The sequence below is a fragment of the Pseudomonas sp. IT-P4 genome (genome assembly GCF_949767755.1).
Lineage (GTDB): Bacteria > Pseudomonadota > Gammaproteobacteria > Pseudomonadales > Pseudomonadaceae > Aquipseudomonas > Aquipseudomonas monachiensis.
Window position 1 is genome coordinate 26,047 of sequence record NZ_CATKPX010000021.1, and the last position, 14,161, is coordinate 40,207.

Genomic DNA, 14,161 nt, shown 5'->3' on the forward strand with positions numbered 1-14,161 from the left:
AAATTGCAGCGTGAATTACTCAGTCCCGGGAAACCCGGACCACCAGTTTGCCGAAGTTGCGCCCTTCCAGCAGGCCGATGAACGCATCGGGCGCCTGTTCCAGGCCATCGACCACATCTTCGCGGAACTTCACCTTGCCATCGCGTACCCAGGGCGCCATGGCACTGAGGAATTCCGGCTGGCGATCACCATAGTCATCGAACACGATGAAGCCCTGGATGCGCACTCGCTTGGTCAATAGTGTGCGCTGCAACAGTGGCAGGCGATCCGGGCCGCTCGGCGCCTCATGGGCGTTATAGGAAGCGATCAAGCCACACAGCGGAATCCGTGCCTTGGGATTGAGCAACGGCACCACGGCGTCGAATACCTTGCCGCCGACGTTTTCATAATAAATGTCGATGCCCTTGGGACAGGCTTGCGCCAGTTCGTCGGCAAAGTCCGCGCTCTTGTGGTCGATGCAGGCGTCGAAGCCCAGCTCGTCGACCACATAACGGCACTTGTCCGCCCCACCCGCCACACCCACCACGCGCAGCCCCTTGATCTTCGCCACTTGGCCGACCACCGAGCCCACCGCGCCGGACGCCGCTGCAACCACCAGGGTTTCGCCGGCCTTCGGCTGGCCGATGTCCATCAGACCCATGTACGCGGTCATGCCCGGCATACCCAGTACCCCAAGGGCCATCGAAGGGCTTGGCAGCGCGGGAATAGGAATGATGCTGCGACCGTCATTGATGCTGTGGCTTTGCCAGCCGGTGGCACCGACCACCAGATCACCTTCCTGAAACTTCGGATTGAGCGAGCGCTCGACCCGGCTGACAGCGCCCCCGGTCATGACTTCGCCGATTTCCACCGGCGCGGCGTAGGAAGGCGCGTCACTCATACGTCCGCGCATATACGGGTCCAGCGACAGGAAAATGGTCTTGAGCAGCACCTGACCATCGGCCAGGTCCGGCAGTGCCACCCGTTCCATGCGGAAGTTTTCCGGCGTTGGCGCGCCCACCGGGCGAGAGGCCAGGACAATACGTTGATTGAGGGTCATGGGGTCGGACATGGCAGCGTCTCCTGTGATCGATGAGGTTCAGTGATATAGGGAGCAGACCTTTGTGGCGGTATGGCGTTCGATGTTTATTCAGGTGAACCGAGGCGACTTCTTCGCGGGCAAGCCCGCTCCCACAAGATTTGCGGCGTTCACAAAACCTGTGGGAGCGGGCTTGCCCGCGATGGCGGAATGTCAGCCACACATATCTGTCAGCCAAAAACAAAAATGCCAGGCGCTATGCCTGGCATTTTTGTAACTCATCTGCCGCCTGAAGGCGAATCAGAATGGCAGTTTCATGCCCGGCGGCAGCTGCATGCCGGCAGTCATGCTGCCCATCTTGTCCTGGCTGTTGGCTTCGATCTTGCGCACGGCATCGTTGACCGCGGAGGCGATGACCGCTTCGAGCATTTCCTTGTCGTCTTCGCTCATGCCTTCGACCAGGCTCGGGTCGATGGTCACGCTCTTGACGTCATGACGACCGGTCATCACCACGGTGACCATATCGCCACCGGCCTTACCGGTGACTTCGGCGTTGGCCAGTTCTTCCTGCATCTTGGCCATTTTTTCCTGCATCTGCTGCGCCTGCTTCATCAGGCCGGCCATGCCACCTTTCATCATGGTAATCACCTCAAAAGTACTTGGATTAAAACAGCGCCCGGCCCATGCGGCCGGGCGCCTTCAGTTATTAGCCCTGAGTGACCAGGGCGTCGACAGGTTCAATAGTATCGTTACGGACCACCGCACCGAACTGCTGCATCATTTGCTGGATGAACGGATCACCGTGGATCGATTCCTCCGCCTCGCGCTGACGGTTGGCGCGGCGGCGCGAAGCCGCTTGTGCCGGGGTTTCCTGCTCGGGCTTGATCAGCTCGATGCTCAGGGTCAGGGTGCGCTGGTGATACTGGTTCAGCGCATCGTTGAGGCGACGCTGTTGCGTGGCGTTGAACAAGGCACTGTGGGCCGGGTCCAGGTGCATCAGCCAATTGTCGCCATCGACCGCGATCAGCGTGCAGTTGGCGGCGATGCTGCCGGTCATGCCGGAAATCGGCAATTTCGGGAACAGCTCCAGCCATTGCAGGGCCAGGCCGGTGGCCGGCATTGCCGCGGGCTCGGGTTCGGGCTCCGGAGCCGGGTCGGCGGCGTGCTCGCTGGCCAGTTCGTCGAGGTAGCTGTAGGCCGAATCCATGTCCGGCTCGATGTAGTCCTCGTCCAGCGGCGGCTCGTCATCCAGGTCCATGCCCGGCGTCGCGGCATCGACGGCGGCCACCGAGGGTTCCGGGATCGGCGCGGCGGCCCATTCCGGGGCGTCCGGCACCACACTGTCCGGCGTCGGCAACGGCATTGGCGGCAATTCGGGTTGTTCGCTGGCGGTTTCCAGCACCGGCTCCACCGCCGGTTGCTGAATGGGCGCCGGCTCGACCGGGTCATTCCACGGCAGATCGACCACCTCTTCGACCACGGCCGCTTCAACCACAGGCGCAGGTTCCGGCGCAGGTTCTGGCACAACGACCGGCACAACCGGTTCCGGTTCCGGTTCCGGTGCAGGCGCTGGGGCTGCCACTGGCGCAGCCGCTACAGGCGCAACGGCCGCAGCGACTACCGGCGCAACAACCGGCGCGGCAGCCACTGAGTTTGCGGAATCAACTGTGGCCTGGCTGATCCCCACTGGCTTTAGCGGTTGCCTCGGGGCATCCGCGGTGTCTGCGGGCCGGAACGCCAGCATCCGCAGCAACACCATTTCAAAACCACCCCGGGGATCCGGCGCCAGCGGCAGGTCGCGGCGACCGATCAGGCCCATCTGGTAGTAGAACTGCACGTCTTCGGCCGGCAACGCCTGGGCCAGTGCCAACACCCGGTCACGGTCGCCATGACCGTTGTCGACACCTTCCGGCAGGGCCTGGGCGATGGCAACGCGGTGCAGCACATTGAGAATTTCCGAAAGCACGCCGTTCCAGTCCGGACCTTGCTCGGCCAGGTGGCGGACGGCTTCGAGCAACGCCTTGGCATCGCCTTCGATCAACGCATGCAGCACGTCGTAGACCTGCCCGTGATCGAGGGTCCCGAGCATCGCACGCACGTCGGCGGCCATGACCTTGCCTTCACCGAAGGCAATCGCCTGGTCGGTCAGGCTCATGGCATCACGCATCGACCCGTCGGCGGCACGGCCCAGCAACCACAGCGCATCGTCTTCGAACGGCACGTTCTCGACGCCCAGTACGTGGGTCAAATGCTCGACCACGCGTTCCGGCGTCATGTTCTTCAGGGAGAACTGCAGGCACCGCGACAGAATCGTTGCAGGAAGTTTCTGCGGGTCAGTGGTCGCCAGGATGAACTTGACGTAGGGGGGCGGCTCTTCAAGGGTTTTGAGCAGGGCGTTGAAGGAATGGCTCGAGAGCATATGCACTTCGTCGATCAGGTAGACCTTGAAGCGCCCACGGCTCGGGGCGTACTGCACGTTGTCGAGCAATTCGCGGGTATCTTCGACCTTGGTGCGGCTCGCGGCGTCGATCTCGATCAGGTCGACAAAGCGGCCTTCGTCGATTTCGCGACACACCGAACACTCGCCACAGGGGGTTGAAGTGATACCTGTCTCGCAGTTAAGGCATTTGGCAATGATCCGCGCGATGGTGGTCTTGCCGACCCCACGGGTACCGGTGAAGAGGTAGGCGTGGTGCAGCCGCTGGCTGTCCAAGGCATTGATCAGAGCCTTGAGCACATGGGTCTGGCCGACCATTTCGCGGAACGAGCGCGGGCGCCATTTACGTGCAAGAACCTGATAACTCATCGAAAACCGTCGCAGCGAAGGAAGCAGAAGCGGCTAATGCTAGCGGAGCAAGGGACAAATTGCATCCGGTGCGCTCGTGTATTGTGGCTAAGCTGCACATCGGGGGCTATTAACGGAGTGTTTATGCGGCTGGCCTTGGGGGCATTGCTGTTGATCAGCCTGGACGGCGTGGCTGCGCAAGCACCGCTGCGCTTCGTGATACCCGACAGCTGGAGCATGCCCATGGTGCAGCTTGAACGGGGTAAACCGACCCAGGGCATCCTGTATGACATGATGCTCAGCCTCGCGACCCAGGTCGGCGTACCGGCCGAATTCCATGTATTGCCGCGCCGGCGCATACAAAGTGCCATGGAGCAAGGCGAGGTCGATGTCCGCTGTTATGTCACGCAATCGTGGCTGCCCGATCAGCCTGATGATTATCTCTGGAGCATCCCGCTCTTCACTCAACCGGACGTGTTGATCACCCTGCATGCGCCGCCCGGCGCGGTCAAACCCGCCGACTTGCCGCAACAGTCCATTGGCACCGTGCTGGGCTACAACTACCCGACCCTGCAGCCGCTGTTCGACACCGGCCAACTGCAGCGCGACGACGCACGCAATCAGGAACAAGTGCTGGAAAAGCTCCTGGCCGGCCGCAATCACTATGCCGTCAGCAATCAATGGAGCCTGGACTGGTTCAATCACCGCCTGTTGCCGGAGCAGCAACTGCAGGGTGTGGCAGTGCTGCAGGAAAACCATATCGGTTGCTACGTTCGCAACGACCCGAAGATCCCGGTGCAGAGCATCCTGCGCACCCTGGGGCGGATGAAGATGTCCGGGGAGATCGATGCGATTGTTCGGCTGTATATCGGTGGCGAGCCTGCGGCTGTGGATAAACCGCAAACGACAAAAAACCGCCCCGGACAAGATCCTGGCAGCTAGCGAAAGTCTGATTTCAGAAAGATAACGCGAGAGAACACTCGCGTGGCGTTAAGGTGGTAACCCCACCAGCCACACCCCGGCACACAATGTTCCCGCTGTGGCTGCTGCCTTCCGGCTCTGACCAGGTTCACGGGTAATCGTTGCGGGGGGACCGATGGGGTCACCATAACGACGCTCACCTGTCGGCGAGCCGCGCCATTGTACCTATCTGAGACGAAGTTACAACCGTTCGGGGATATTAAAAAATATGAGCTGCTTCAAGGACATGCGCTGGCCTTAAAAGATCGCAGCCTGCGGCAGCTCCTACATGGATCGGCGTACACCTGTAGGAGCTGCCGCAGGCTGCGATCTTTTGATCCTATTGCGCCAACACCTCATCCGCCCGGCCGCCCTCCTGCTGAATCACCAGGTGAATAAAGTGCAGCTTGGCAATGACCGCTGGCGGCAGGACGAACGGATAGAAATCCGGCTGCCCCATGCTGCGTGACAATTCGTTGAGCATGCCCGCCAGTTCTATCCAGGCATTGACGAACGACAGGAACGCCGCGCCGTCGGGATGCCGCGGATCGTAGAGGGTATCCAGCGGAAACGGCTGATAGTCGAAGTCCATTTCCCGGGCGCTCATGCCAAACCCCAGCGCGGTATCCACTGCGTCCATCATGTGCAGGTAATGCGCCCAGGTTTCGGCCCAGTCTTCCCACGGGTGCATGGTGGCGTAGGCGCTGACGTAGTGCTGCTGCCAGTCGAGCGGTGCGCCCTGCCGATAATGGCGCTCGAGGGCTTCGGCATAGCTGGCGCGCTCATCGCCGAACACTCCGCGAAAAGGCTCAAGCCATTGGCCATTGGCGATCAATCGATCCCAGTAGTAGTGCCCGACTTCGTGACGAAAATGCCCGAGCAGCGTGCGATAGGGTTCGTGCATTTGCACTCGCACCTGTTCGCGGTGGGCATCGTCGGCTTCCTTGATATCCAGGGTGACCAGGCCATTGGCGTGTCCGGTGGTAGGCGGTTTGCCTTCGAGGTCCACGCCGATGAAGTCGAAGGCAAGGCCCGTGTCTTCATCGACGGTTTTGGGAGTCACCTGCAACCCCAGGCTGAGCAGTTGCGCGACCAGACGTCGCTTGGCGGTTTCCACCTTGCGCCAGCGCTCGTGGTTGTCGGTTATCGACAGATCAGGAATGGTGCGATTGAGGCTGCAGGCAATGCACAAGACGTCATGGTCATTGGCCGGCAGCAACCAATTACAGGCCGCCGGGGAGTCGAGGTTGGCACAGCGGCGAAACAGGCCAGCCCCGGGATCGGCATCCAGCAGCCAGGTGTCCGCCTGCACACCCGGTTGCAGCGCAGACAGGCGACTGCGCTCCGGCTGATAACCCAATGCCGCCGAACAGGCCAGGCACTGGCTGTTGCGAAAGAACAGCGACTGCCCGCAACGACAGGACCAGACCTTGCTGTTGCGCGAATTTTCGACCGTGAACGGCGCGGCGATGCGCGAGCTGAGCTGCTCGAAGAACGGGTACATGGCGATCTCTCCCTGAGGCTTGCAGAGACTAGATCATTCCCGAGAGATGATCGTTCCCATGCTTTTTGTGGGAAAAATCAATAGATCGCAGCCTGCGGCAGCTCCTACAGAGAAATGCGTTCTCCTGTAGGAGCTGCCGCAGGCTGCGATCTTGGGTGTCAAACCTGAATACCGTGACCTTTCAAGAACACCACAAACGCCTCTTCATCCAGCACCTTCAACCCCAGCTCATTGGCCTTGGTCAACTTCGAACCAGCACCCGGCCCTGCAACCACGCAATGGGTCTTGGCCGACACCGAGCCGGCTACCTTGGCGCCGAGGCTTTCGAGTTTGTCCTTGGCGATATCGCGGCTCATCAGCTCCAGCGAGCCGGTCAGCACCCAGGTCTGCCCGGCCAGCGGCAAGCCTTCGACGACTTTCTTCTCGCTCTGCCAATGCATGCCGAAATCGGCAAGTTGCTTCTCCGCCGCTTCGGCCAGCTGGCGATTGTCCTCGACCGCAAAAAACTCGCGCACCGAATTGGCCTGTTTCTCCGGCAGCGCCTGGCGCATATCCAGCCAATCCGCGCCAATCACCGCCTGCAACGAACCGAACTTGTCCGCCAGTTTCTGCGCCCCGCCCGGCCCGACCAGGGGGATATGCAGCTTGTCGAGGAAACCACCGAGGGTGGTGCTCGCCGAAAACTCGGCACCCAACTCACCCTGATCCTGAATCTGCAGGCCATGCTTGAGCAAATCAGCGATCACCTGCCGGTTATGCGCGTCCTCGAAGAAGCTGTGGATCTCGTGCGCGACTTCCAGGCCAACATCCGGCAAGTACGTCAGTACCTGCGGCAAGGCCTGCTGCACCCGCTCCAGCGAACCCAGGGAGCGCGCCAGGACCTTGGCCGTCTCTTCGCCGACATCGGGAATCCCGAGGGCGTAGATGAACCGCGCCAGGCCCGGCTTCTTGCTGTCTTCGATGGCGCCGAGCAGGTTCTTGCTCGACAGTTCGGCAAAGCCTTCCAGATCGACGATCTGCTCAAAGGTCAGGGCGTACAGATCGGCCGGCGAGCTGACCAGGCCTTCGTCGACCAGTTGCTCGACGCTCTTCTCACCCAGGCCTTCGATGTCCATGGCGCGACGGGAAACGAAGTGAATGATCGCCTGCTTGAGTTGCGCGCCGCAGGCCAGTCGACCGACGCAGCGATACACCGCGCCTTCGCTGACCGTCTCGCGACCCTTGCTGCGCTTGATCAGTTGCGTGCGCTCGACATGGGAGCCGCACACCGGGCACTGCTCGGGAATCTGCACCGGCCGGGCATTTTCCGGACGGCGCTCCACGACCACTTGCACCACTTGCGGAATCACGTCACCGGCGCGGCGGATGATCACCGTGTCGCCGATCATCAGGCCCAGGCGCGCGACTTCGTCCATGTTGTGCAACGTGGCGTTGGCCACCGTGACGCCCGCGACCTTGACCGGTTTCAGACGCGCCACCGGCGTCACCGCCCCGGTTCGGCCGACCTGGAATTCCACATCGAGCAACTCGGTGAGTTCTTCCATCGCCGGGAATTTATGGGCGATGGCCCAGCGCGGCTCACGGGCGCGAAAGCCCAGTTCGCGCTGGGAGGCAATGCTGTTGACCTTGAACACCACGCCGTCGATTTCATACGGCAGCGCGCTGCGACGCTCACCGATGTCGCGGTAGTAATCCAGGCACTCGGCGATACCGTGCGCCAGCTTCAACTCATGACTGATCGGCATGCCCCAGGCCTGGAGCTGCTGCAAATTGCCGATGTGCGTATCGGCAATGTCCGCCGACACCTGGCCAATGCCGTAGCAGCAGAACTCCAGCGGGCGATTGGCGGTGATCTTCGAATCCAGCTGGCGCAAACTGCCTGCCGCCGCGTTACGCGGGTTGGCGAAGGTCTTGCCGCCGACTTCCAGTTGCGTGGCGTTGAGCCGCTCGAAACCGGCCTTGGACATGAACACTTCGCCGCGCACTTCCAGGATCGCCGGCCAGCCAGTACCGTGCAGCTTGAGCGGGATGTTGCGTACGGTGCGCACGTTGACGCTGATGTCTTCGCCGGTGGTGCCGTCGCCACGGGTGGCGCCGCGCACCAGGATACCATCCTGATACAGCAGGCTGACGGCCAGGCCATCGAGCTTGGGCTCACAACTGTACTCGACGGTTGCGCCGCCACCGAACAGATCGCCGGCCGGCAGGTCCAGGCCTTCGCTCACCCGGCGGTCGAACTCACGCATGTCGGTTTCTTCGAAGGCGTTGCCGAGGCTGAGCATCGGCACTTCGTGACGCACCTGGGTAAACGCCGACAGCGCCTCGCTGCCCACTCGCTGGGTTGGCGAGTCGCTGGTGATCAGTTCGGGATTGGCCGCTTCCAGAGCCTTGAGCTCGTTGAACAAGCGGTCGTATTCGGCGTCCGGAATGCTCGGCTCGTCGAGCACGTGGTAACGATAGTTGTGCTGATCCAGCTCAGCGCGCAGCTCTAAAATACGGTTCTTGGCGGCGGTCATCGGTGTTCTCTCATAAAGCAAAAGAGCAGCCGAGGCTGCTCAATCTGTTTTGCCGATTATCCCGCGCACCGCGCGGGAATAACCATTTCAGTCAACGTTTCTGGGTCAGGGCGCGGCGTTCGAATTCCACGATGCGTTGACGATAGTGCTCGATCGTCTGGGCGGTCAGTACGCTGCGCTGGTCGTCCTTCAGTTCGCCGTTGAGCTCCTGGGACAATTTACGTGCCGCAGCCACCATCACGTCGAAGGCTTGCTTCGGATGGCGAGGACCTGGCAGACCCAGGAAGAAGCTCACCGCCGGGGTGCTGAAGTGGTCGATGTCGTCCAGGTCGAATACGCCAGGCTTGACGGCGTTGGCCATGGAGAACAGCACTTCGCCGTTGCCGGCCATGCTTTCGTGACGATGGAAAATGTCCATCTCGCCGAAACGCAACCCGCTCTCCAGAATGTTCTGCAACAGCGCCGGGCCCTTGAAGCCGGCAGCGTCGCGGCAGATCACGCTGATCACCAGCACTTCTTCGGCTTGCGGCTGATCCTTGTCGTTGACCGCTGGCGCGGACTTGGTATCGTCCGGGAAATCGTCGTCGCGGCTGCTGAAGCTCGGGCCACCGTCCAGATCCAGGCTGAGGTTCATGTCGCCCTGGGAAGGCTCGCTGTGGCCACGCTTGCCGCGCTTGGAGCCCGACTCGCGAGGCTCGCGGGCCGGCATGCTCACCGAAGGCAGGTCCTGCTCATCCAGTTGCGGCTCTTTATGTGCATCCAGCACGCGCGGCGGGCCCAGCAACTCGGCGCTGCTGTCCTCGTCCGGCAGATTGGACAGATTTCGATCAAGACGGAACTTCAGTTTTCCCTTGCCGCCGCGCATACGGCGCCAGCCATCGAAAAGAATACCGGCAATGACAATAATGCCGATGACGATCAGCCACTCGCGCAGACCGATTTCCATGTAATCCCGTGCCTCTATAAAAAATGCTGAAAAATAAGGGGTTTACAACCTGCAAACCGCTTTAAAACGTGGCGCCAACTCTATGTTCTGACAGGCGTTTTGCCCACGTATACGAAAAATTGACATTAAACTAGCACGACCAAAGGCAACTTTACACCGTCTACCGCCTTGGCTGACGCGAATATGTCGATTGGCCAGCAAGTCGAAGCCAGGAAAAGAGCCCTACACACCATAAAGCCTCTTTCCTACAACTACGACTCAGGCGTCCACCATCGCCATCGCCTCCTCGACATCCACCGCCACCAGGCGTGAACAACCGGGTTCGTGCATCGTCACCCCCATCAGTTGCTCGGCCATTTCCATGGCGATCTTGTTGTGGGTGATATAGATGAACTGCACTGTCTGTGACATCTCTTTTACCAATCGCGCGTAGCGTCCAACGTTAGCGTCATCCAGTGGCGCGTCAACCTCATCGAGCATGCAGAACGGCGCCGGGTTCAATTTGAAGATCGCAAAAACCAGGGCCAATGCGGTCAGGGCTTTTTCGCCGCCGGAGAGCAAATGGATGGTGCTGTTCTTCTTTCCGGGCGGCTGCGCCATGATTGTTACCCCTGTATCGAGTAAATCTTCGCCCGTCAGTTCCAAATATGCGCGGCCGCCACCGAAAACTTTTGGGAAAAGCGCCTGTAAACCGCCATTGATCTGATCAAAGGTATCCTTGAAACGGTTGCGGGTTTCCTTGTCGATCTTGCGAATCACGTTCTCAAGGGTTTCAAGGGCTTCCACCAGATCGTCGTTCTGGGCATCCAGATAACGTTTACGCTCCGACTGTTGCTGGTACTCATCGATGGCCGCCAGGTTGATCGCGCCCAGACGCTGGATCCTGGCGGCGATGCGCTCGAGCTCTTCCTCGGCATCCTTCTCGCTGGCCTCGGCCGTCAAGGTCTCGAGTACGCCGTGGAGATCGTAGCCGTCTTCCAGCAATTGGTCCTGCAAGGTCTTGCGGCGCACGGTCAGGGCTTGCCATTCCATGCGCTGGGTTTCGAGCTGGCTGCGAATCAACTGCGATTGCTGTTCAGCCTGGCTACGGCGCTTCTCGGCGTCGCGCAATTCGCGGTCGGCGTCTTCAAGGGCGATCTGCGCGGTCTTGAGTTCTTCGTCGACGGTCATGCGCTTGTCGAGCAACTCCTCGAGCTTCAGGCGCAGCTCTTCCAGCGGTGCTTCGCCCTCCTCCAGATTGAGGCTCAGTTGCTCGCGCTTTTCAGTCAGGCGTTCGGACTGCATCTCCAGACGTTCCAGCGCCTGGCGTGTCGAATCATGCTGCGCCTTGAGCGAACCCAGGCGCACCGCCAGCTGGTGGGCGTGATCCTTGTGCTGCCGCGCTTCCTGACGCACACGATCCAGGCGCTCGCGCAGGCTGTCGCGCTGGGCCAGCAGCAACTCACGCTGCTCGGTGTCCTGCGCCATGCTGTCGAGGGCTTCCTGCAATTGCAGGCGCGCCTCACCGATGTTTTCGTGTTCCAGCGCGCGCTGCTCATCGAGTTCGACAAGCTCTTCGTCGAGACGGGTACGGCGCAGGGTCAATTGTTCGGCCTTGGCTTTGCCGGCGGACAATTGCGCCTTCAATTCACCTTGCTGACGCGCTTCGTCCTGCAGCAAACGGCGCAAATGTTCGCGACCGTTTTCCTGCTGACGCTGCTGCGCCCTGAGATTCTGCAGTCGGGTTTCCAGGGTTTCGACAGCGGCTTCGCGCTCTTCACGCTCAAGGCCCAGTTGCTGGATTTCCTGCCCCCGGGCGAGCACGCCGCTTTCCGCCTCACTGGCCCGACGCACCCGCAGAAAATGCCGTCCGACCCAGTAACCGTCACGACTGATCAGGCTCTGCCCGGCAGCCAATTGCCCCCGCAAGGCCAAGGCCTGTTCCAGACTGTCGACCGGCTTGACCTGCCCCAGCCATGGCGACAGATCGAGTTGCGCCTCGACCTTGTCCAGCAAGCTGCCCGGCATCCGGACGCCATCGCTGGCCGGGCTGAGCAAACGCAGATCGCCCTGGGCAAAGCCCGACAGATCGAAATCGTTGAAATCATCCACCAGCACCGCTTGCAGGTCGGCGCCGAGCACGGTTTCCACCGCCAGCTCCCAACCGGCCTCAACCTTCAGGCCTTCGGCCAGGCGTGGGCGATTCGCAAGATTCTGCTCGCGCAGCCATTCGGCGGTGCCGGTGCCCGGATCGAGCGCGGCTTGCTGCAAGGCTTCGAGGGAGGCCAGCCGACCGTTGAGGCGCTGTAAATCGCCTTGTGCCTGCTGCTGCGCGGTCAGCGCCTGCTGCAACTCCTGACGTAACTGCTCGAGCTTTTCGACCTGGGCTTCTTCGCTGGTCTGCAAATCCTCAAGGGTCGCTTCGGATTCGGCGAGCTGCTCGCTGAGCGCCATGATCGCCGCGTCTTCCGGGTCCGCCGAGAGCAAGGCGCGCTCTTCGCCTAAACGCTTCTGGCGGTCGGCCAGGCGCTCGAGGCTGGTTTCCAGCTGCTGGATCCGCGACTGCTGCACTTCGGCCTGACGGCGCGGCTCGGCGGCGGTGAGGTTGAACGTATCCCACTGCTCCTGCCAGCCGTGCATGGTGGTTTCGGACTCTTCCAGCGCGGCGGCGGCCTCTTCGGCGGCGGCGCTGGTGACTTCCTGCTCCGGGGTGAGCATGTCCAGCTCTTCGCCGAGGGTCAGCAGCAACGTGCGGTCGTGACCCAGGTGCGATTCGGTTTCCAGGCGCGCGCGCTCGGCCTCTTTCAGGTCATCCTGCAACTGGCGCAAACGCTGCTGACCGTGCTGGATGCTCTGCTCGACCCGGGCGATGTCGCCGCCGACCGAGTAGAAGCGCCCCTGCACCAGGTTGAAGCGCTCCGAGAGGTCGTGGTGCCCGTCACGCAGGCGCTCGATGCTCGCATCGGCATTGCGCTGTTCGGCCACAAGGGCTTCGAAAGAAACTTCCTGGTTGCCGATGATCGCTTCACGCTGGCCGACCTGATCATTCAGCGCCTGCCAGCGCAGGGCCGACAGCTGGGCCTTGAGCTGACGCTCCTCACCCTTGAATTCCTGATACTTCTTGGCGGCCTCGGCCTGGCGGTGCAAGCGTTCGAGCTGACGCTCAAGCTCTTCGCGCAGGTCGGTCAGGCGCTCGAGGTTTTCGTGGGTGCGGCGGATGCGGTTTTCCGTCTCGCGCCGGCGTTCCTTGTACTTGGAGATGCCCGCGGCTTCTTCGATGAAGTTGCGCAGGTCTTCGGGCTTGGACTCGATCAGCTTGGAGATCATCCCCTGCTCGATGATCGAGTAGCTGCGCGGGCCAAGCCCGGTGCCGAGGAAGATGTCGGTGATGTCGCGGCGCCGGCATTTGGTGCCGTTGAGGTAATAAGTGGTCTGGCTGTCGCGGGTCACTTTGCGGCGAATGGAGATTTCCGCGTAGGCGGCGTACTCCCCGAGCAAGGTGCCGTCGGAGTTGTCGAACACCAGTTCGATGCTCGCCTGGCTCACCGGCTTGCGGCTGGTGGAGCCGTTGAAGATGACGTCGGTCATCGACTCGCCGCGCAGGTTCTTCGCCGAACTCTCGCCCATCACCCAGCGTACGGCGTCGATGATGTTCGACTTGCCGCAGCCATTGGGCCCGACCACCGCCGCCATGTTACTGGGGAAGTTCACCGTGGTCGGGTCGACGAAGGACTTGAACCCCGCCAGCTTGATGCACTTGAGCCGCACCCTCAGGCGTCCGTCAGTGCTGAGATCACCAGATCGCAACTGCGCTGGGCGTAAGCCGTCAGCACTTCACGAATCTGCACAAAGTCACGGGCCAGCACAGCAGCGAGCAAGCGTTCGAACAGCTCGAGGAATTCGCTCATCGACGCTTTGCGCAGGTCCAGCGCGAGGAAATACGCACGGCTCATGGCCGGCTGCAGATTCTCGACGGTCTCCTGCAAGTACGGGTTGTTGGCGAACGGGTACGCGGCGCGCATCACATTGAAGCTGTCGTCGACGAACGTGCGGATGTCCTGACGCTCGTAGCTGGCCGTCAGGCGTTGCTGGATCTGTACGAAAGGCGCCATGTCGGCCTGGGTTTTCCAGCCGCTGGCCACTGAGTTGCCGAGCAGGATATAGAGCTCGCTCATCAGCGTGCACAGGCTCTGCACCTTGTGTGGCGTGAGCTCGGTAACGTGGGCACCGCGTCGCGGCAGGATCGCGATCAAATGGCGACGCTCGAGGATCAGCAAGGCCTCGCGGACCGAACCACGACTGACATTGAGGGCCAGCGTGACCTTCTGTTCCTGGATGCGCTCCCCGGGCTTCATTTCGCCGCGAATGATGCGTTCGGCGAGGTGGTGAGCGATTTGCTCGGCGAGGCTGTCCGGCGCCTTGAACGTCATGGTTGTCCTTCAAACTCTTTGAT

Annotated in this window: 9 protein-coding genes and 1 other RNA gene; 1 reads left to right on the forward strand and 9 read right to left on the reverse strand. The window is 61.4% G+C overall.

Features of this window, described 5'->3' with window-relative positions; translation table 11 throughout:
- Positions 1 to 19: 19 nt before the first annotated feature.
- The 3 genes from ACM6IT_RS05555 to dnaX all read right to left on the reverse strand — a co-directional run bounded on the left by ACM6IT_RS05555 (position 20) and on the right by dnaX (position 3,824).
- The gene (locus ACM6IT_RS05555) at positions 20 to 1,051 is read right to left on the reverse strand and encodes an NADP-dependent oxidoreductase (RefSeq protein WP_223542342.1); all 1,032 of its coding nucleotides are present in this window, start codon (positions 1,049 to 1,051) and stop codon (positions 20 to 22) included.
- A 267-nt stretch (positions 1,052 to 1,318) separates the two neighbouring features.
- Positions 1,319 to 1,657 carry a YbaB/EbfC family nucleoid-associated protein gene (locus tag ACM6IT_RS05560; protein WP_007971455.1) on the reverse strand — a complete coding sequence of 113 codons (339 nt, stop codon included), beginning with the start codon at positions 1,655 to 1,657 and terminating at the stop codon, positions 1,319 to 1,321.
- A gap of 67 nt (positions 1,658 to 1,724) precedes the next feature.
- Positions 1,725 to 3,824 carry a DNA polymerase III subunit gamma/tau gene (gene dnaX / locus ACM6IT_RS05565; RefSeq protein ID WP_414917670.1) on the reverse strand — a complete coding sequence of 700 codons (2,100 nt, stop codon included), beginning with the start codon at positions 3,822 to 3,824 and terminating at the stop codon, positions 1,725 to 1,727.
- Between the two features lie 123 nt (positions 3,825 to 3,947).
- Here dnaX and ACM6IT_RS05570 point away from each other — a divergent pair, with 123 nt between their 5' ends.
- Complete coding sequence (locus ACM6IT_RS05570; RefSeq protein ID WP_056721948.1) at positions 3,948 to 4,745, forward strand: substrate-binding periplasmic protein; 798 nt, start codon at positions 3,948 to 3,950, stop codon at positions 4,743 to 4,745.
- Between the two features lie 60 nt (positions 4,746 to 4,805).
- Here the strand turns inward: ACM6IT_RS05570 and ffs are convergent.
- The 6 genes from ffs to ACM6IT_RS05600 all read right to left on the reverse strand — a co-directional run bounded on the left by ffs (position 4,806) and on the right by ACM6IT_RS05600 (position 14,138).
- Positions 4,806 to 4,902, reverse strand: an RNA gene (gene ffs / locus ACM6IT_RS05575) — signal recognition particle sRNA small type.
- A gap of 201 nt (positions 4,903 to 5,103) precedes the next feature.
- Positions 5,104 to 6,267, reverse strand: a complete 1,164-nt coding sequence (locus ACM6IT_RS05580; protein WP_056721946.1) for a putative zinc-binding metallopeptidase — start codon at positions 6,265 to 6,267, stop codon at positions 5,104 to 5,106.
- 158 nt (positions 6,268 to 6,425) lie between these two features.
- Entirely contained in the window at positions 6,426 to 8,783 is a 2,358-nt protein-coding gene (gene ligA / locus ACM6IT_RS05585; RefSeq protein ID WP_414917671.1) for an NAD-dependent DNA ligase LigA, read from the reverse strand.
- A 91-nt stretch (positions 8,784 to 8,874) separates the two neighbouring features.
- Complete coding sequence (zipA, locus tag ACM6IT_RS05590; protein WP_056721941.1) at positions 8,875 to 9,729, reverse strand: cell division protein ZipA; 855 nt, start codon at positions 9,727 to 9,729, stop codon at positions 8,875 to 8,877.
- A 258-nt stretch (positions 9,730 to 9,987) separates the two neighbouring features.
- Positions 9,988 to 13,476: a chromosome segregation protein SMC gene (gene smc, locus ACM6IT_RS05595; protein WP_414917672.1), complete on the reverse strand. Its 3,489-nt coding sequence runs from the start codon at positions 13,474 to 13,476 to the stop codon at positions 9,988 to 9,990.
- Between the two features lie 2 nt (positions 13,477 to 13,478).
- Complete coding sequence (locus ACM6IT_RS05600; RefSeq protein ID WP_056721937.1) at positions 13,479 to 14,138, reverse strand: GntR family transcriptional regulator; 660 nt, start codon at positions 14,136 to 14,138, stop codon at positions 13,479 to 13,481.
- Positions 14,139 to 14,161 lie beyond the last annotated feature (23 nt).

Excerpts from the sequence above, each read along its gene's own strand:
- ACM6IT_RS05555 (WP_223542342.1), bottom strand. The coding sequence starts at position 1,051 with ATGTCCGACCCCATGACCCTCAATCAACGTATTGTCCTGGCCTCTCGC.
- ACM6IT_RS05560 (WP_007971455.1), bottom strand. The coding sequence starts at position 1,657 with ATGATGAAAGGTGGCATGGCCGGCCTGATGAAGCAGGCGCAGCAGATG.
- dnaX (WP_414917670.1), bottom strand. The coding sequence starts at position 3,824 with ATGAGTTATCAGGTTCTTGCACGTAAATGGCGCCCGCGCTCGTTCCGC.
- ACM6IT_RS05570 (WP_056721948.1), top strand. The coding sequence starts at position 3,948 with ATGCGGCTGGCCTTGGGGGCATTGCTGTTGATCAGCCTGGACGGCGTG.
- ACM6IT_RS05580 (WP_056721946.1), bottom strand. The coding sequence starts at position 6,267 with ATGTACCCGTTCTTCGAGCAGCTCAGCTCGCGCATCGCCGCGCCGTTC.
- ligA (WP_414917671.1), bottom strand. The coding sequence starts at position 8,783 with ATGACCGCCGCCAAGAACCGTATTTTAGAGCTGCGCGCTGAGCTGGAT.
- zipA (WP_056721941.1), bottom strand. The coding sequence starts at position 9,729 with ATGGAAATCGGTCTGCGCGAGTGGCTGATCGTCATCGGCATTATTGTC.
- ACM6IT_RS05600 (WP_056721937.1), bottom strand. The coding sequence starts at position 14,138 with ATGACGTTCAAGGCGCCGGACAGCCTCGCCGAGCAAATCGCTCACCAC.